This is a genomic window from Vibrio sp. KUL80 (genome assembly GCF_059725495.1).
Genome location: NZ_AP045841.1, coordinates 2,390,895 through 2,407,749 on the forward strand (window position 1 = coordinate 2,390,895; position 16,855 = coordinate 2,407,749).

A 16,855-nucleotide genomic window follows, 5' to 3' on the forward strand; every position below is an offset into this window, starting at 1 on the left:
CCACCTTGTTACTTCCTTGCAAAAAAATATACTACAACTCTGTAATATACAGTATCAAATTTTGTTCATTAGCTTCTATACTAGATATTAATTCGACAATAACACCCTAAAAACAGTTAATACAACCACATTATAATGAGGAGTCAGGATGATAATTGGCGTACCTAAAGAGATCAAAAACCATGAGTACCGTGTTGGTATGGTCCCGGCAAGCGTTAGAGAGTTAATCTCACACGGCCATGAAGTTTACGTTGAAACTAACGCTGGCACAGGTATCGGTTTTTCAGACGATGATTACATCGCTGTAGGCGCATCCATTCTTCCTACCGCTGCAGACGTCTTCGCGAAAGCAGAGATGATTGTAAAGGTCAAAGAACCCCAAGCTGTCGAGCGTGCTATGCTACGTGAAGGACAAATTTTATTCACGTATCTCCATCTAGCACCAGATTTTCCACAAACTGAAGAGCTAATCAAAAGCAAAGCTGTCTGCATTGCCTATGAGACTGTAACAGATAATATGGGTCGTTTGCCACTACTAGCACCAATGTCAGAGGTCGCTGGGCGAATGTCTATACAGGCTGGTGCACAAACACTCGAAAAGTCCAATGGTGGACGCGGTCTACTACTAGGTGGTGTACCTGGTGTTGAACCGGCGAAAGTCGTCGTCGTTGGTGGCGGTGTAGTTGGCTCTAACGCTGCTCGCATGGCTGTTGGTATGCGTGCAGACGTCACAATCCTCGACCGCAATATTGATACATTACGCGTTTTGGACGAAGAATTCCAGGGTCGCGCAAAAGTCGTTTATTCTACAGAAGATGCACTTGAGAAGCATGTTCTAGAAGCAGATCTTGTTATTGGTGCTGTTTTAGTCCCAGGTGCTGCTGCACCTAAACTAGTGACGAAAGAGCATATTGCTAAGATGAAGCCAGGTGCTGCAGTCGTTGACGTTGCCATCGACCAAGGCGGTTGCTTCGAAACCTCTCACGCTACAACGCACGCAGAACCAACCTACATTGTTGATGATGTGGTTCACTACTGTGTTGCCAACATGCCAGGTGCGGTTGCTCGCACTTCAACATTTGCACTAAACAACGCGACGCTACCTTATATTATCAAGCTAGCGAACAAAGGCTACCAACAAGCTCTGACTGAAGATAAAGGCTTCTTGGATGGTCTGAACGTTATCCACGGTAAGGTGACGTGTAAAGAAGTGGCTGAAAGCTTCGATCTTGAATACGTTGAACCCGCGACAGCTATCGCTATGTTTAACTAGTTCAATCGAACATTCATACTAAAAAACGGGCTTTAGGCCCGTTTTTTGTTAGCTGTTGTTTCAGGCTGCTACTTCTGGTTAGTGCTTCTAGCCGCATGGATCAGTATGTTCCTCGGGGTGGTTTCCACCTCGCAAAACGTTGATAGAGTAACCTGATAGCCTTTTGACTCTAGATAGAGTGCTTTATCCATAGCGAGCCAAACCTCGAGCGGTCGTCTGAAGACACCTTGCACCAGACTCAATGCCTCCATAGCCCAAAACCTCTCTTCCCCAATCTTTTCAAATCTCTCAAAATCCACCTCAGGAATAGTAAAAGACTTCTTCTCGCCCGCCCACAAACAAAAGGCTTTGAATCCTGACGCTAACTGCGATTTTTTGATACTTGGGACAGGCAGATACTCAACTGAGAGTCCGAGCTCTTTACACAGAGCGTCAAACCCTAATCGGTAACTCATCTCTTGCTCTCGATGACGTTTGACACGCTCGCCACCCGTCACCGTTTCCTGAAGTGGGATCCTTAACTCATGTTTGCTGAGTTCGAGCCCTGCCCGTTTACCTTCATAGGACAATGGAGAGTAATGCTCCCCTCTCACCAAGTGATAACAACACGGTGACAATGTGACTGCAGGAAGCTGCTGCTCAACGGTGTGCTCGATTAAGGTAACGTGTAGGTCCCCACATGCGTGAAGCGCAACAGCATGCTGCTTATCATTAAATACTTCGGCAGCGGCTTCATCAAAGGCGTCACCTTGTACAAATTTCATGGGCAAGCCAAGCTTATCGGCGTCGCGCTGTCCAGATTCACACAATGAATGCTGAAATTCGAAACTGGTTACATGTTGATTAGATTGAGACGAAAGTAGTCTGCCTAAAAAGCCCTTTCCCGAGCACCACTCAAGCCACTCACTGCCCTGATGACCATGAAGACACGCTTTGGTCATCTGTTGTATTTGGGTGAGCTTACGACCCGGTATACCCGCATCAAGACCTCGCGGTAGCTCTAAATCATCGCCTGACTTTAACGGCATCAAAGTAATGGATTGATGAGTAGCCTCTAAACCAGGGAAAAAGCACTCAAGTTCTTTGAGGCAAAACTCAAGCGAAGATTTGTATTCAAGTGTTTGCTTTGAAGAAAGCTGTTGTATCCACTGCTCCAATTCTGGATTAAGCGCGGACCACGAAATCTCGCCAGAGGTGACTTGAAGGAAGGGATCATGGCGCCAGTACCCCTGATACCGACGTAAGAATGATGTGAGATGCGTAAACTGCTGACGCATACCTTCCCCCTGATTGATGGTGCGTGTAATGACTCGCCCCGATTCTAGAAGGAAGTATGCGATAACGAAAGTGTTTTGTACTAACGTACTGGCAGGTCGATGTCCTTGAACATTTCTTCAATTTCTACATTCGATTTCAAAGAAATAGCTTGTTCGACGACTGGCCTCGTTAAATGCGGTGCGAAACGTTCCATGAAGTCATACATGTAAGAGCGCAAGAAGGTTCCCTTTCTGAAACCAATGCTGGTTGTACTCGCACCAAAGATGTGGCTTGCATCAATCGCAACAAGATCCGTATCTTGAGCGTCATCCATCGCCATACTAGCAATAACACCCACACCAATGCCCATACGAACATAGGTTTTGATAACATCCGCATCTGTCGCAGTGAAAACCACTTTTGGCGTCAGCCCAACCTTATTAAAGGCAGTATCCAATTCTGAACGACCTGTAAAGCCGAAGACGTAGGTAACCAAAGAATACGCGGCTAGGTCTTCTATCGTAACCTCTGCCTTGCGCGCCAGCGGGTGATCTTTTGGCACGACAATAGAGCGGTTCCAGTGGTAACAAGGCAGCATGATGGCGTCTTGGTACAAGTGCAGCGCCTCGGTTGCAATCGCAAAGTTCGCCGTCCCCTTAGCAATCGCTTCAGACATCTGCGACGGTGTGCCTTGGTGCATGTGTAGCGACACTTTTGGATAACGAGCAGTAAAGCCTTTGATGACCTCTGGTAAGGCATAACGAGCTTGAGTATGCGTTGTTGAGATATTCAATGTGCCCATCTCAGGATGAGTATGCTCACCCGCAACCGCCTTAATACTTTCGACACGTGATAAGATCTCTTGGGAGATGCGAACAATGTCTTCCCCGGCAGAAGTCACCTGCGTAAGATGTTTCCCGCTTCGCTCGAAAATTTGGATGCCCAACTCATCTTCCAGTAAACGCACTTGCTTACTGATACCAGGTTGAGACGTGTAGAGGCTTTCAGCAGTGGCCGACACATTTAGATTGTGGTTCACTACTTCGACAATGTATTTTAACTGCTGTAACTTCATCTGCTTCTAATCATCCTTGTTTAAATCTCGCTAAGCTCATAACGCAACTGGTGTCTTAACCAAGAGCCCAACACAAGCATATAATTATTAGTTATAACGAATTCCTAGAAAGATTAACAGTTTTTTCGCGCAGGAATTGCTCAACCTCTCACTCCAATAGAGAAAGATGTCCCAATTTAATTAGATAATGACCAATTCAACAACTTTGCAGTGTTGATACCGTTACCTTTGGTGTATCCTGATTCATCGAATTGTAGGGAAACTCATTGTAGATACAAAACGTTATGAATATCGGTTTAATTATTGCGCTTGTAGCACTTCTGTTGGTCCTTATCTTGGGCTACAACATTATGCTGCAATACAAGCTCAAAGCTGAAGCAACAAGGCGCCAAGAGTCTGCTCGTTATGTCGCATTGATCGACGCAACGGAAGAGCTGATCAGCGGAGCAAGTTACTTGCCGTACAGTAAAGAACTCATGCTATGCCTGCACAATCGTATCCTTGATTCGGTCGTAAACATGCATGAACTCGACCCTAAAAATAAGCACCTAGCCCAACGCGTCGAAGCGGCAAAGACACAGATTCAGCAGCTTCAAGAGAACTACGAAGGCAACGAAGCGACGTCATTTAAGGTCCCTACCAGCGACAAACAAGCGATCATCATGTTGAAACTGGTTAAACGCCTGCGTGATACCGTTCGTACCGAACATAACAAAGGTCGCATGGATACTCAGTCATACATGGTTGAGAACGCTCGATTAGAGACTATTCAGATCCGAATCAATATCGAGAACGTCGTAAAACGCGCCCATGACTCGATGGCAAAAGGACAGCCGGGCACAGCAGCACAGCTTCTGAAGAAAGGTATTGATGCGTTAAGTTCTAAAAATGACAACTACTCGATACAAGCCAAAGAGAAACTGACCGAAATGCTCGACAAGCTGCAAAATTCTCGTCAAGCGAAGGCAGAAGAGAAACAGCAGCAAGCAAACAGTGAGCGGGATGACGATATCAATGCCCTGTTTGGCGAAAAGAAAAAGTGGTAAAATTTTTAAGGGTCGCAGTTGCGGCCCTTTTTAATTAGCAAAATGAAAACAAACCTCATGATCAGTCAGTCTCAAATCGACGCTATCTTAGCGCCTATCAACAGCTTTCTTCAGTGCTCAACCCCTGATGAGTGGGTTGAAGAAGCCAAACGTCCAGAAAACCTACCCGTTATTCTTATCGACCACTTATTGTGTGAGCTTAAAGCGGGTCAATCCGCCATGTATTTGATTCGCAAGTACGCCGTAGATAAAGAGAGCGCATCTACGCTATTTGAGTGGTTTACGCCTTATGAAAATTTTGCGTATCGTCGCATTGGTAATATGGATAGCCTGAAAGGTAAAAGCAACATCTCGAAATCGATCATTGCTAAGTCAGATTCACCATACAGCCAAGATCTGATCGATAAGATGGTTCTTTTGATCAAAGAAGAACTGCACCATTTTTATCAAGTCCTCGAGATTATGGAAAAGAAAGGCGTTCCGTACGAGCCTATCCCCGCAGGACGCTATGCAAAAGGCCTACTTTCCCACATGAAAACCTACGAGCCCAACACGCTTATAGATAAACTGATTATCGGCGCCTACATCGAAGCGCGCTCATGTGAGCGTTTCGCAAAACTGGCGCCTTTTATGGACGATGATATCTCTAAGTTCTACGTCTCACTGCTGCGCTCTGAGGCGCGTCACTATCAAGACTACCTCACACTCGCGGAGCAAGTTGCGGGAGGCGATATCAGCGAGCGAGTGGCGTTTTTCGGAAAAGTTGAAGCGGAGTTAATCTCTTCGCGAGATGACGACTTTAAGTTCCATAGCGGGATACCAGCATGATCAAAAAGCCAATGTCAGAAACACTGGCTTTCTACATCAATGAAGGCTTAGTTCAACGACGCATTGATGTCTGCCAACACTTGAGCAGGATCAGCCGCTTGAGTAATTGGACGACCAATAACAAGGTAATCAGAGCCCGCTTTGATTGCCATATCTGGTGTCATAATGCGTTTTTGATCACCGACCGCTGCACCCGCCGGACGAATACCCGGTGTTACCAACTTAAACTCTTGACCAAGATCCGCTTTTAACATGCTCGACTCTTGAGCAGAACAAACAACACCATCTAGACCTGAGTTTTTCGTCAGGTTCGCAAGACGCAGTACCTGCTCTTGTGGTGCGACATCAATACCAATACCCGCTAGGTCTGATTGTTCCATACTGGTTAAAACGGTCACACCGATTAGTAGTGGACGATCTTTACCGTAAGGCTCAAGGATCTCGCGAGACGCAGTCATCATACGTTCACCGCCACCTGCGTGTACGTTTACCATCCAAACACCCATCTCTGCCGCTGCGCGAACTGCTTTTGAACATGTGTTCGGGATATCATGAAACTTTAGATCTAGAAACACAGAGAAACCACGTTTGTGTAGTTCTCGAACGAACTCAGGACCAAATAGTGTGAACATCTCTTTGCCCACTTTTAGTCGGCAAGAGCTTGGGTCAATTCTATCGACAAAAGCTAATGCATCGGCTTGGTTATCATAGTCCAGTGCAACAATCACTTTTTGGTCAATCATTTTCGCTCCTCGTTTTGCTTAAAAAAAGCAGCACTAAAAGTGCTGCATTAGAATTCTTTGCGGACAGAGACCATTACTCTCCGTCTAGTCCTCGAATGGGCTTGATCGTACCCCATCCTTTGCATGAAGGACAATGCCAATATAGTGAATGGGTCGAAAAACCACATTTACGGCATCGATAATGCGGCTTGGTTTTAAGTTGCTCGCCCACTAGAGACTGAAGTGTGGTCAAACTGTCTTTAGCTCGCCCCTCTTCGGCATTGGCCAAATGATAATCCATCAGGCGGTAAAAGCCCTTCATTGTCGGGCTTCGGACTAACTGCCTCGTGAGTAGCGCCTGAGCGGCCTCTGTACCCTCGTGTTGTGCGACAAGTTGGGCTAGCATTAGCTCAGCTGAAACACCCGCACCTTTCTCTATACTCGCTTTAAGAAACTCAACCAACCCCTGCTCTTGACCCAAATGATGATAACACTCGGCTAGGGTTGGTAGCACTTCACTAATGAAGTCTTTATCTTGTTCCAACACCGACTCTAAGTAGGTCACCGTTTTCGCGTAATCTTCGTCTTCAAGACAGAGTTTGCCCAGGGAAATACTTGCTCTAGTACATCGAGGGTCGACAGACAATGCTTTCTTGAAGTGCTGCACGGCTTTATTGGTATTACCGTCCGCTTTCTCGATCATGGCGAGCTCACACCAAAAATGCGCAATGTTGTTTTTGATGCGCTTCTTTCCCATTTTCAATAGAGCGTTCGCGACTTCTATGGCTTTGTTCCATTCACTCGTCTGTTGATAGATAGCTAATAGCTGAGTCAGAGCGGCTTCTCTGTGCTCAGGTTCATCAACGAGTTGGACAAAGATTTTTTCCGCTCGGTCTAAAAAGCCAGAGACCATATAGTCCTTTGCGAGCTGCTGCAAAGCTAAGTTCTTCTGATCGATTGTCAAGCCAGAGCGCGAAATGAGGTTTTGGTGGATGCGGATGGCTCGGTCAACTTCGCCACGAGAGCGGAACAAGTTACCGAGTGCAAGGTGGGTATCAATCGTTTCATCATCGACTTGAAGGAGTTCAATGAAATGATCAACCGCTTTATCTGATTGGTCTGAAAGCAATAGGTTAAGGCCCGTCATGTACTGACGAGAAATCTGATGCGATTGCTCTTGTCGATCATGCTTTACGCTTCGCTGGCCCATGTACCATCCATAGGCTGCAGCAATTGGCAAAAGCAAGAATAGTAGCTCAAGCATTGATTATATAGACCTTAACCCTTTTCTCTTGTTAGCTGTTAGTCGTTGTGACTTCTTTTGATTCAGTTGGTGTTTGCTTAGCCAACTGTTTTTTCAGCTTACGTACCGTCAATTGAGATTTTAGGTGCAAACTGCCGAATATTATCCAAGCAATGACGAAGCCGACGACAAAAACACTGCCAAGCAACGTTGATAGATGGAAATCGCCTTGCGCAAGAAGGTAATTAAAGTTTACTACTTCTTGGTTTTGAGAGCCTAGTGCCAACGTCACCAGGAATAAAGCGATGAGTAGGATTATTTTTATGATTTTCATATGCTCTTGCCATAGTTATTGGATAGGTCGATTATGCAGGAATTTGCCTCTGCGCACCATGGTCTCTGGCAATAATCTTGAGAAACCATGACAAATTTAGAGTATCTAGACTAACCTCAAAGCACTTCGCCTGAGTTGTAATCAACTTCCCTACTACCTGCTACTCAAACGCAAAACGGCACACTAAAAAAGTATGCCGTTTCATTCAGATAAGAGTATCTACAGACTTTCGTTCACTCTCTCGCGCAATTCTTTACCAGGCTTGAAGTGAGGAACGTACTTTCCATCCAGCTCAACCTTATCGCCCGTTTTTGGATTACGACCAACACGAGGCTCACGGTAGTGAAGTGAGAAACTACCAAAACCACGGATCTCAATACGGTCGCCACCTTCCAGTGTTGACGCCATATGTTCTAGAATATCTTTTACCGCATCTTCAATTTCCTTTGCGGATAAGTGAGTTTGCTCCGCGCAGAGTCTTTCTATCAGTTCAGACTTAGTCATAGGTAGGTACCCTCGTTACTCTTTATCTTTATTGTCTCTATCTTCGGTGTCTCGTACTTCAGCGGACAGCGGCTTATTAACATTTTACATCAACAGTGCACTAACTGCCTGTATAAATTGATAATAGTCCAAAATTCCAAAAGATAAAAACAAAAAAAAGGAGCCTTACGGCTCCTTTTTCACTAATGGCGTAAATTATTCGCCTTTAGCAGCTTTGAATGCGTCAGCCATAGCATTACCGAACGCGCCTTCTTCTTGCTTGTTCAGTGAAGCCATTGCTTCTTGCTCTTCAGCTTCGTCCTTAGCTTTAACAGATAGGTTGATTACGCGGTTCTTACGGTCAACACCTGTGAACTTCGCTTCAACGCTGTCGCCAACGCTTAGGATTAGAGACGCATCTTCAACGCGGTCACGTGATACTTCAGAAGCACGGATGTAGCCTTCTACACCTTCTTCTAGTTCGATAGTAGCACCTTTAGCGTCAACTGCAGTAACAGTACCGTTTACTAGAGCACCTTTCTTAGTGTCTGCAACGTAAGCATTGAATGGGTCATTTTCCATTTGCTTAACGCCTAGAGAGATACGCTCACGCTCAGCGTCTACAGCTAGAACAACTGCAGAGATCTCGTCACCTTTCTTGTACTCACGAACTGCTTCTTCACCAGCAACATTCCAAGAAATGTCAGATAGGTGAACTAGACCGTCGATGCCGCCTTCTAGACCGATGAAGATACCAAAGTCAGTGATAGACTTGATCTTACCAGTAACTTTGTCGCCCTTAGCTTGCATTTCTGCGAATGACTGCCATGGGTTAGCTTTACACTGTTTCAGACCTAGAGAGATACGACGACGTTCTTCGTCGATATCAAGAACCATAACCTCAACTTCGTCGCCAACATTAACAACTTTAGATGGGTGGATGTTCTTGTTAGTCCAATCCATTTCAGAAACGTGTACTAGACCTTCAACGCCTTCTTCGATTTCAACGAAGCAGCCGTAGTCAGTTAGGTTAGTTACGCGACCAGTTAGCTTGTGACCTTCTGGGTAACGCTTAGCGATTGCTACCCATGGATCTTCACCTAGCTGCTTAAGACCTAGTGATACGCGAGTACGCTCACGGTCGAACTTAAGAACTTTAACTAGGATCTCGTCACCAACGTTAACGATCTCAGATGGGTGCTTAACGCGCTTCCACGCCATGTCAGTGATGTGTAGAAGACCATCAACACCGCCAAGGTCAACGAATGCACCGTAGTCAGTAAGGTTCTTAACGATACCTTTAACTTCAGTACCTTCTTGTAGAGTCTCAAGAAGTTCGTCACGCTCAACACTGTTTTCAGATTCGATAACAGCACGACGAGAAACAACTACGTTGTTACGCTTCTGGTCTAGCTTGATAACTTTGAACTCTAGCTCTTTGTTTTCTAGGTGAGCAGTGTCACGGATTGGACGTACGTCAACAAGAGAACCAGGAAGGAAAGCACGGATACCGTTTAGTTCAACAGTGAAACCGCCTTTAACTTTACCGTTGATGATACCAACAACAGTTTCAGCTTCTTCGTAAGCTTTCTCAAGAACGATCCAAGCTTCGTGACGCTTCGCTTTCTCACGAGAAAGTTGAGTCTCACCGAAACCGTCTTCAACAGCGTCTAGAGCAACGTCTACTTCAGCGCCGATTTCAACTTCAAGTTCGCCAGCAGCGTTCTTGAACTGTTCAGCAGGGATAGCAGACTCAGACTTAAGACCAGCGTCAACAAGAACGAAACCGTTCTCGATAGCTACTACAGTACCTTTAACGATGCTGCCTTGTTGGAATTCTGTTTCGTTTAGAAACTCTTCAAAGAGTTGAGCAAAAGATTCAGTCATTATTTAATCTTCAATAAGTAAACGTCCATGGGTATCCTACCTCATGGGGTTGATAATTTAGTCGGTCATCATCCTTGCGACCAACGGTTCAAAGCCCACCAAGCGTTGCCTATTAAAGGCTACTTAGTGAGTTTAGATTCGATATATTGTAGCGCTTTTTCCAACACTTGCTCGATGTTTAGCGAGGTTGAATCTAGCACTAGAGCGTCATCAGCAGGACGGAGAGGTGCAACCGCTCGGTTACGATCTCGGTAGTCTCGCTCTTCGATCTCGCTCAAAAGGTCGTCAAATCTAACATCTAAACCCTTTAGTTGCAACTGCTTAAAGCGCCTTTGCGCTCTTTCTTCTGCACTTGCATCTAAGAAGATTTTTACGGGTGCCTCAGGGAACACAACTGTACCCATATCACGACCGTCGGCAACCAATCCTGGTTCAATATTAAACGCACGTTGACGACGCAATAACGCTTCTCTTACTCGTGGTAGAGCCGCGATTTTTGATGCTGCATTACCTGTCTCTTCTTTACGAAGTTCACCAGATACATCTTCGCCTTCTAGAATGACCTTAACAAGGTCACCCTCAGCGACAAACTGAACGTCTAAATGCATAGCCAAAGGAACGAGTGCATCCTCCGACTCTAGATCAACACCATGGTGAATAGCAGCTAGCGCCAAAACGCGGTAAATAGCCCCGGAATCCAGCAAGTGAAAGCCTAATTTGTCAGCCAACAACATACACAGTGTGCCTTTGCCAGCACCACTTGGTCCATCCACAGTAATCACTGGTGAGTTTAAGGACATGTTCTACTCCACGTTGTTACAAGCCGAATTTTTAACAACCGACTTATTATTGTTCTTAATTTTACGGCGCAGAATTATATACCCAATAGCGTAAAGTTACCATTTTCTTTGGGGGCGGTTTTTTCGTGGCGAACAAGATGGAGCAAAATGAACTGTTGGCTCAATCACAAATTAAACCTCACTTTCGTCGTTTAAACACTCAAATAACGATTATTCCGTCTAGGTCACAATATTGTAATACAATATTATAGTAGCATCGTTATCACTGCCTATTAATGATTGCTTACTGAAGGAATACACAATGAAAGCATTTCACTTTACGTTACTTGCTGCCAGCATCGTTGCCGGTTCTGCTGTTGCAGCGACAGGTTCTGAGCTTGCTACCCAATACCAATTAGACCCAAGCAAAGCACCTGCACAAAACTTCGACATGACCAACTGGAAGATCAATCTGCCGGTTTTGACGACAGAAGGACCACGTAAGGGTAAAACACTCGAGATTGCAAAAGAGCAGCTTGGCGATACGAAGACGCCTTATGTTCATCCAGAATGGTTCTATACCGATAAAGAATCTGGCGCGGTGGTCTTTGTAGCACCGAACGATGCACCTACCACCCCTAACAGTAAAAACACTCGAAGCGAACTGCGCGCGATGCTCGGTACGGATTATGGTGCGCCAAGCAATAACTTCGTTATTGCATCTCACCCAAATGCCTCTGAATACGGTGCGATTGGTGGTGAACTAAAAGCAACACTTTCTGTTGATCAAGTCAGCGTCAGCGGTAACTACAAAAAGAACGGCGCGTTTGGTGTCGTAATTGGTCAGATCCACGGCTCTAAAAATGAACCGTTAAAAATCGTATATCGCAAACTTCCGGAGCATGAATACGGTTCTTTAGCTTGGAACTATGAACTAAACCCAACCAAAGACCTACAAAACGCCAAAGATGAAAACGGCAAAAAGCTAAGAAAAGATATTCGTCATGATGTGTTTGGTAAACACAATCTGCGCCAAGGTTCGCAAGATCCTCAAGACGGCATCAAGCTAGGAGAGATCTTCTCTTACAGTGTCAATGTAGAAGGTGACATCATGCACCTAACCTTTACCAAAAATCCAGGTAAAGACAAAGAGATCACCAAGACGTACGACATTGATCTTAAAGCTGGTAACTACCAAGGTCATGAGGTCGACCAAGGCTACGGCGACGACTGGATGTATTTTAAAGCAGGTGCTTACAATCAATGTAACACCAAGAAATCTAGCTCAGGTTGTGAATGGCGTGGTATGGAAGCGGGCGACTATGTTCAAGCAAGTTTCTATCAGCTAGAACTAAACCAGTAAAAGATTCTGATTCATAAAATTACAAAGGGAGCTCAATAACCTATTGAGCTCCCTTTCTTTTATCTTCTATATATAAGAAGCAAGTATCGCTTAGAAACTGTATCGAACACCGATACCTGCACCAATGCCAAGTTTCAAATCGCTATTATCAAACATCAAATTTGGTGTTAGCTGGGCGTAACCGTCCCAGTTTTTGGCAAATGGGAGTTCAACGCCCAGAGCAACTCGCGGTCCAAACTTATCTGAGCGCTGGATTTGACCACCGACACCTGCGTACCAGTTAAACGGTACATCACCACTAAAGCTTCCGCGGCTAAAGATGTAATCAGCGGCAATACCGTCGTTGCCGATGGCAAAGTTCACTGTATTGTTAATTTGACCAACAATACTCAGACCTTGATCCAGACCCATACCAATTTTAAACCCGGAGTTTGAGCTACTACGTGAAGACGAACGAGAAGCCGGCTTCGAGCTAGAAGTTTGCTTCGGTGCAGCTTGATTGCTGCTCGTCGACGTTGATGCAGTCGTTGATGAGCTGTTTTGGTCTTCTTCAACTATCTGCCACTGTTCCTCACCGCCCGCTGTTGTATTCGCTAGCGCAAAGGTAGAAGTCAAAGTAAACATTGCTAACGTCGCAATGTGACGGATTCTATTTTTCATATCATCGCTTTCTTGTGTTTGCTGCTCTCGAATATCAATACGGAGCATTGTCATAGTTGGCCGCGCATTTTATGAACTGTGACAGTTGCAATGTCATCACAGAGCAAAAACTGGGCAAAATTGATATTAGATGTAACGTAATAAGGGTGGCAATACACCACCCTATATAAAGACGAAGAAATGAAAGAATGATACAGGCTTAATCTAAATAGAAGAGTTTGTATTACTTTTGTTGAAAATTAACGACACTGAATTCACACAAAAACGCTGTCCTGTTGTCTGTGGTCCGTCCTCAAATACGTGCCCTAAGTGACTGTCACATGCGCTACATCGTATTTCTACACGCACCATACCGTGACTTGTATCATCCAAATAACGAATGGCAGACTCGTTGATAGGCGCGTCGAAGCTAGGCCACCCGCAGCCGGAGTCGTACTTGTTGTCTGAGTTAAATAGTGGTGCCTCACAGCATGTGCAGTGGTACAGTCCAGTGTCTTTGTTATGAAGCAATGTACCAGTAAAAGGGGCTTCCGTGCCTTGCTGTCGACATACTCGGTATTGCTCTTCTGTTAGGGTCTCACGCCAGTATTCATCTGGCTTGGCTCTATTTTTGTTTTCCCCAGTCATCTCCTTTACACCCTCTTTTTTATTGTCTACATTTTAATCAGCGCACACTTAATACGTGTAATAAACTTGGTTGTAGCACATTGTTGTCAATTACCCACTCAAGTGTGTCTAACATGTTAACTCACCTTGTCCACAAGGTTAAATACATAAAGCAAATCATTACAGAGTCACGACCTAAGTTCAAAAAAACGTCATTTAATACCGAATGTTAAGAAAAGCGACACTTTTTTTTGACTTTAGACAAATTAATTCCGATTATCTATTGAAGTTAGTGACTGGATTCTGTAATTTTACTACCAGTTATCTTTAAACAGAAATTAAGTTGTGGAGCAACTATAATGACTATCAAAGTAGGTATTAACGGTTTTGGCCGTATCGGTCGTTTCGTATTTCGTGCAGCGCAAGAGCGCAACGACATCGAAGTAGTAGGTATTAACGATCTAATCGACGTTGAGTACATGGCATACATGCTTAAGTACGATTCAACTCACGGCCGTTTCAACGGTACTGTTGAAGTTGAAGGCGGTAACCTAATCGTTAACGGCAAAACTGTACGTGTAACTGCAGAGCGCAACCCAGAAGACCTAAAATGGGACGCAATCGACGTTGACGTTGTTGCTGAAGCGACTGGTCTTTTCCTAACTGACGAGACTGCACGTAAGCACATCACTGCTGGCGCGAAAAAAGTTGTACTAACTGGTCCTTCTAAAGACGCTACTCCAATGTTCGTAATGGGCGTTAACCAAGACACTTACGCTGGTCAAGACATCGTTTCTAACGCTTCTTGTACTACTAACTGTCTAGCGCCTATCGCTAAAGTTCTTAACGACGAGTTCGGTATCGAATCTGGTCTTATGACTACAGTTCACGCTACTACAGCAACTCAAAAAACTGTAGACGGTCCTTCTGCTAAAGACTGGCGCGGTGGTCGTGGTGCTTCTCAGAACATCATCCCATCTTCAACTGGTGCTGCTAAAGCTGTAGGCGTTGTTCTTCCAGAACTAAACGGCAAACTAACTGGTATGGCTTTCCGCGTACCAACTGCTAACGTTTCTGTAGTTGACCTAACTGTTAACCTTAAGAACGGTGCATCTTACGAAGCTATCTGTGCAGCTATGAAAGCAGCATCTGAAGGTTCTCTAAAAGGTGTTCTAGGTTACACTGAAGACCAAGTTGTTTCTCAAGACTTCATCGGTGAAGTTCAAACTTCAGTATTCGATGCTAAAGCTGGTATCGCTCTAACTGACAACTTCGTTAAAGTTGTATCTTGGTACGACAACGAAATCGGTTACTCAAACAAAGTTCTAGACCTAATCGCTCACATCTCTAAGTAATGTAAGCTTTTAGCTGAATATTTGTAATAAAGGCGACTCTTGGGGTCGCCTTTTTAGTATCTGTTTCTGGGTCCAATCGACACCTGGGAGCTATCCCCTCTCCCTAGGAACCAGAGACTTAACCTAGGAAGTTACACTATGGATTTGTCTGTATTACCTACCCTAACCGTTCTCTCTGATTACGTCACCATCGCACAGCTTGGCGACAACAAAATGGTTCGCGTTCTTCACCCAAAAGCGTCAGCTGCTATTTCTCTGCATGGTGGTCATGTTGTTTCGTTCAAGCCAGAAGGCCAAGAAGACCTTATTTGGATGAGCAAAGACGCTGTTTATGACAACAAAGCAGCCTTACGTGGCGGGATCCCAGTTTGCTGGCCGTGGTTCGGTCGCATCGCCGCACCCGCACATGGCTTCGCTCGCAACAGTACTTGGGAGCTGATTGAACACCGTGAAAGCGACAATGGCGTGATTGTTAGCATTGGCTTGACCGATAACGAATCTAGTCGTGAAATCTGGCCGCATAAGTTTCAGCTCGTCCTCAATGTTGAAGTGTCAGAAACGCTGAAAGTAACCCTAGATGTCACCAACACAGATAGCACACCATGGCGTTTCTCTGGAGCCCTTCATACTTACCTAAACCTTGGCGACATCCATCAAATGGAAGTCACTGGAATGGGCACGACTTACGTCGATAGCCTTCTCGATAGCAAACTGTGCGAAGACCAAGAAGTACTCACTCTTACCGATACTGTCGACCGCGTATACACAGCACCAGAGAGTGAAATCGTACTTCATGACAATGCTTGGAACCGCAAACTGTCAGTGAAAAACGAAGGTGCAAACTCTGCCGTGCTTTGGAACCCTTGGAAATCAGGCGCAGAATCAATGGGCGACATGAACAATGACGGTTACTTATCTATGTTCTGTATTGAGTCGACCCTGCACGCTAACTCGTTAGAAGAAGGGAAAGAGCTAGCACCGGGTGAAAGCCACCAGCTTATTACTCATATTGCCGCTAAATAATCCCTATAAAAGGAAGTTATTCGCAGACTGAATTGCTTCCCACCCTTGATATGGTTAGACTTACGAAAATTTTCGTCGAGTCTAACCTATGTCCTATCAATGTCCTCTCTGTCAGCAACCGCTCACTCTTGACGATAGAAGCTATCGCTGCAGCAACAATCACCAGTTCGACAAAGCAAAAGAAGGCTATGTCAATCTGATGCCAGTCCAACACAAGCGTTCGAAAGATCCAGGTGATAACAAAGAGATGATGCAGGCAAGGCGTACCTTTCTGGCGCACGATTTTTACGCACCGATGCGAGATAAGGTGACGGACACTCTGAAATCGACTCTTAACGCTAACAAAGGCACAGTGCTCGATATCGGTTGTGGCGAAGGGTATTACACCAGCTATTTTGCCGATGTACTAGGCGAAGACCTAAGCTTTTATGGTCTAGATATCTCTAAGGTCGCCATTCGATATGGTGCTAAGCGCTACAGCAAGGTTAACTTTTGCGTTGCTTCTAGCCACAAGCTACCGTTTTCTGACGCTAGCTTAGCCGCCGTTATTCGAATCTATGCACCCTGTAAGCACGAAGAGCTTCAACGCTGTATCGAGACTGGCGGTATTATGTTGACTGTGACTCCGGGTAGCCACCACCTGTATGAGTTGCGCGAACTCATCTACTCTGATGTGCGCCTACACGACGAATCTGCTGAAGAGATCGAAGGATTTGAATTAGTATCGGAAAGCAAACTAGACTACAACATGAACCTTAGTGGCGAACAAGCGTATGATTTGTTACAGATGACGCCATTTGCATGGAAAGCGAATCAAGAACTTAGAGAGAGTCTCAGCAAAGCCGATCATTTCGACTGTCGAGCAGACTTCATGGTACGAGCATACCGCAAAATGTAATGATATTGGTTATCAATTGCATT

17 protein-coding genes are annotated in these 16,855 nt (G+C 45.1%); 7 read left to right on the plus strand and 10 right to left on the minus strand.

Annotated features, from left to right (window positions below; translation table 11 throughout):
• Positions 1 to 148: 148 nt before the first annotated feature.
• Positions 149 to 1,273 (plus strand): alanine dehydrogenase, encoded by a 1,125-nt coding sequence (gene ald / locus AC6I8U_RS10990; protein ID WP_042474344.1) that lies wholly within the window; start codon positions 149 to 151, stop codon positions 1,271 to 1,273.
• A 68-nt stretch (positions 1,274 to 1,341) separates the two neighbouring features.
• Here ald and AC6I8U_RS10995 read toward each other — a convergent pair whose 3' ends face one another.
• Both AC6I8U_RS10995 and cysB read right to left on the minus strand, forming a co-directional pair.
• Positions 1,342 to 2,550, minus strand: a complete 1,209-nt coding sequence (locus AC6I8U_RS10995) for a methyltransferase (RefSeq protein ID WP_498016884.1) — start codon at positions 2,548 to 2,550, stop codon at positions 1,342 to 1,344.
• Between the two features lie 80 nt (positions 2,551 to 2,630).
• Entirely contained in the window at positions 2,631 to 3,605 is a 975-nt protein-coding gene (cysB, locus tag AC6I8U_RS11000; RefSeq protein ID WP_042474341.1) for an HTH-type transcriptional regulator CysB, read from the minus strand.
• A 284-nt stretch (positions 3,606 to 3,889) separates the two neighbouring features.
• On the opposite strand from cysB, the gene AC6I8U_RS11005 reads away from it, so the two are divergent.
• The gene (locus tag AC6I8U_RS11005) at positions 3,890 to 4,651 is read left to right on the plus strand and encodes a DNA repair protein (protein WP_128649862.1); all 762 of its coding nucleotides are present in this window, start codon (positions 3,890 to 3,892) and stop codon (positions 4,649 to 4,651) included.
• 57 nt (positions 4,652 to 4,708) lie between these two features.
• Positions 4,709 to 5,479, plus strand: coding sequence for a tRNA isopentenyl-2-thiomethyl-A-37 hydroxylase MiaE (gene miaE, locus AC6I8U_RS11010; RefSeq protein ID WP_252014656.1), 771 nt, complete (start codon positions 4,709 to 4,711; stop codon positions 5,477 to 5,479).
• 47 nt (positions 5,480 to 5,526) lie between these two features.
• Here the strand turns inward: miaE and pyrF are convergent, their stop codons facing one another.
• The 6 genes from pyrF to cmk form a co-directional block, all read right to left on the minus strand.
• On the minus strand, positions 5,527 to 6,222 hold the full coding sequence (gene pyrF / locus AC6I8U_RS11015) for an orotidine-5'-phosphate decarboxylase (RefSeq protein WP_128649861.1): 696 nt from the start codon (positions 6,220 to 6,222) through the stop codon (positions 5,527 to 5,529).
• A gap of 73 nt (positions 6,223 to 6,295) precedes the next feature.
• Positions 6,296 to 7,465, minus strand: a complete 1,170-nt coding sequence (gene lapB, locus AC6I8U_RS11020; protein ID WP_498016885.1) for a lipopolysaccharide assembly protein LapB — start codon at positions 7,463 to 7,465, stop codon at positions 6,296 to 6,298.
• Between the two features lie 31 nt (positions 7,466 to 7,496).
• Positions 7,497 to 7,778, minus strand: coding sequence for a LapA family protein (locus AC6I8U_RS11025; RefSeq protein ID WP_498016886.1), 282 nt, complete (start codon positions 7,776 to 7,778; stop codon positions 7,497 to 7,499).
• Between the two features lie 219 nt (positions 7,779 to 7,997).
• Complete coding sequence (gene ihfB, locus AC6I8U_RS11030; RefSeq protein ID WP_042474330.1) at positions 7,998 to 8,282, minus strand: integration host factor subunit beta; 285 nt, start codon at positions 8,280 to 8,282, stop codon at positions 7,998 to 8,000.
• 195 nt (positions 8,283 to 8,477) lie between these two features.
• The gene (rpsA, locus tag AC6I8U_RS11035; RefSeq protein ID WP_234494116.1) at positions 8,478 to 10,148 is read right to left on the minus strand and encodes a 30S ribosomal protein S1; all 1,671 of its coding nucleotides are present in this window, start codon (positions 10,146 to 10,148) and stop codon (positions 8,478 to 8,480) included.
• 119 nt (positions 10,149 to 10,267) lie between these two features.
• Positions 10,268 to 10,948, minus strand: coding sequence for a (d)CMP kinase (cmk, locus tag AC6I8U_RS11040; RefSeq protein ID WP_042474328.1), 681 nt, complete (start codon positions 10,946 to 10,948; stop codon positions 10,268 to 10,270).
• Positions 10,949 to 11,249: 301 nt separating this feature from the next.
• On the opposite strand from cmk, the gene AC6I8U_RS11045 reads away from it, so the two are divergent.
• A complete protein-coding gene (locus AC6I8U_RS11045; protein WP_498016887.1) occupies positions 11,250 to 12,290 on the plus strand; it encodes a polysaccharide lyase family 7 protein in 1,041 nt (346 codons plus the stop codon).
• A gap of 90 nt (positions 12,291 to 12,380) precedes the next feature.
• Here the strand turns inward: AC6I8U_RS11045 and AC6I8U_RS11050 are convergent, their stop codons facing one another.
• Complete coding sequence (locus AC6I8U_RS11050; protein WP_234494118.1) at positions 12,381 to 12,950, minus strand: hypothetical protein; 570 nt, start codon at positions 12,948 to 12,950, stop codon at positions 12,381 to 12,383.
• 204 nt (positions 12,951 to 13,154) lie between these two features.
• Entirely contained in the window at positions 13,155 to 13,577 is a 423-nt protein-coding gene (gene msrB, locus AC6I8U_RS11055) for a peptide-methionine (R)-S-oxide reductase MsrB (protein ID WP_042474324.1), read from the minus strand.
• 338 nt (positions 13,578 to 13,915) lie between these two features.
• Between msrB and gap the strand changes: the two genes are divergently transcribed.
• From gap to rlmA, 3 genes are all read left to right on the plus strand, one after another.
• Positions 13,916 to 14,911, plus strand: a complete 996-nt coding sequence (gene gap / locus AC6I8U_RS11060) for a type I glyceraldehyde-3-phosphate dehydrogenase (protein WP_008080593.1) — start codon at positions 13,916 to 13,918, stop codon at positions 14,909 to 14,911.
• Positions 14,912 to 15,049: 138 nt separating this feature from the next.
• Entirely contained in the window at positions 15,050 to 15,934 is an 885-nt protein-coding gene (locus tag AC6I8U_RS11065; RefSeq protein ID WP_498016888.1) for a D-hexose-6-phosphate mutarotase, read from the plus strand.
• An 88-nt stretch (positions 15,935 to 16,022) separates the two neighbouring features.
• The gene (gene rlmA, locus AC6I8U_RS11070; protein WP_234494120.1) at positions 16,023 to 16,832 is read left to right on the plus strand and encodes a 23S rRNA (guanine(745)-N(1))-methyltransferase; all 810 of its coding nucleotides are present in this window, start codon (positions 16,023 to 16,025) and stop codon (positions 16,830 to 16,832) included.
• Positions 16,833 to 16,855 lie beyond the last annotated feature (23 nt).

Coding starts and splice junctions, on each gene's coding strand:
- gap (WP_008080593.1), top strand. CDS start 13,916: ATGACTATCAAAGTAGGTATTAACGGTTTTGGCCGTATCGGTCGTTTC.
- ald (WP_042474344.1), top strand. CDS start 149: ATGATAATTGGCGTACCTAAAGAGATCAAAAACCATGAGTACCGTGTT.
- rlmA (WP_234494120.1), top strand. CDS start 16,023: ATGTCCTATCAATGTCCTCTCTGTCAGCAACCGCTCACTCTTGACGAT.
- rpsA (WP_234494116.1), bottom strand. CDS start 10,148: ATGACTGAATCTTTTGCTCAACTCTTTGAAGAGTTTCTAAACGAAACA.
- AC6I8U_RS11025 (WP_498016886.1), bottom strand. CDS start 7,778: ATGAAAATCATAAAAATAATCCTACTCATCGCTTTATTCCTGGTGACG.
- cmk (WP_042474328.1), bottom strand. CDS start 10,948: ATGTCCTTAAACTCACCAGTGATTACTGTGGATGGACCAAGTGGTGCT.
- AC6I8U_RS11045 (WP_498016887.1), top strand. CDS start 11,250: ATGAAAGCATTTCACTTTACGTTACTTGCTGCCAGCATCGTTGCCGGT.
- AC6I8U_RS11065 (WP_498016888.1), top strand. CDS start 15,050: ATGGATTTGTCTGTATTACCTACCCTAACCGTTCTCTCTGATTACGTC.
- cysB (WP_042474341.1), bottom strand. CDS start 3,605: ATGAAGTTACAGCAGTTAAAATACATTGTCGAAGTAGTGAACCACAAT.
- AC6I8U_RS10995 (WP_498016884.1), bottom strand. CDS start 2,550: ATGCGTCAGCAGTTTACGCATCTCACATCATTCTTACGTCGGTATCAG.
- AC6I8U_RS11005 (WP_128649862.1), top strand. CDS start 3,890: ATGAATATCGGTTTAATTATTGCGCTTGTAGCACTTCTGTTGGTCCTT.
- msrB (WP_042474324.1), bottom strand. CDS start 13,577: ATGACTGGGGAAAACAAAAATAGAGCCAAGCCAGATGAATACTGGCGT.
- miaE (WP_252014656.1), top strand. CDS start 4,709: ATGATCAGTCAGTCTCAAATCGACGCTATCTTAGCGCCTATCAACAGC.
- ihfB (WP_042474330.1), bottom strand. CDS start 8,282: ATGACTAAGTCTGAACTGATAGAAAGACTCTGCGCGGAGCAAACTCAC.
- pyrF (WP_128649861.1), bottom strand. CDS start 6,222: ATGATTGACCAAAAAGTGATTGTTGCACTGGACTATGATAACCAAGCC.
- AC6I8U_RS11050 (WP_234494118.1), bottom strand. CDS start 12,950: ATGAAAAATAGAATCCGTCACATTGCGACGTTAGCAATGTTTACTTTG.
- lapB (WP_498016885.1), bottom strand. CDS start 7,465: ATGCTTGAGCTACTATTCTTGCTTTTGCCAATTGCTGCAGCCTATGGA.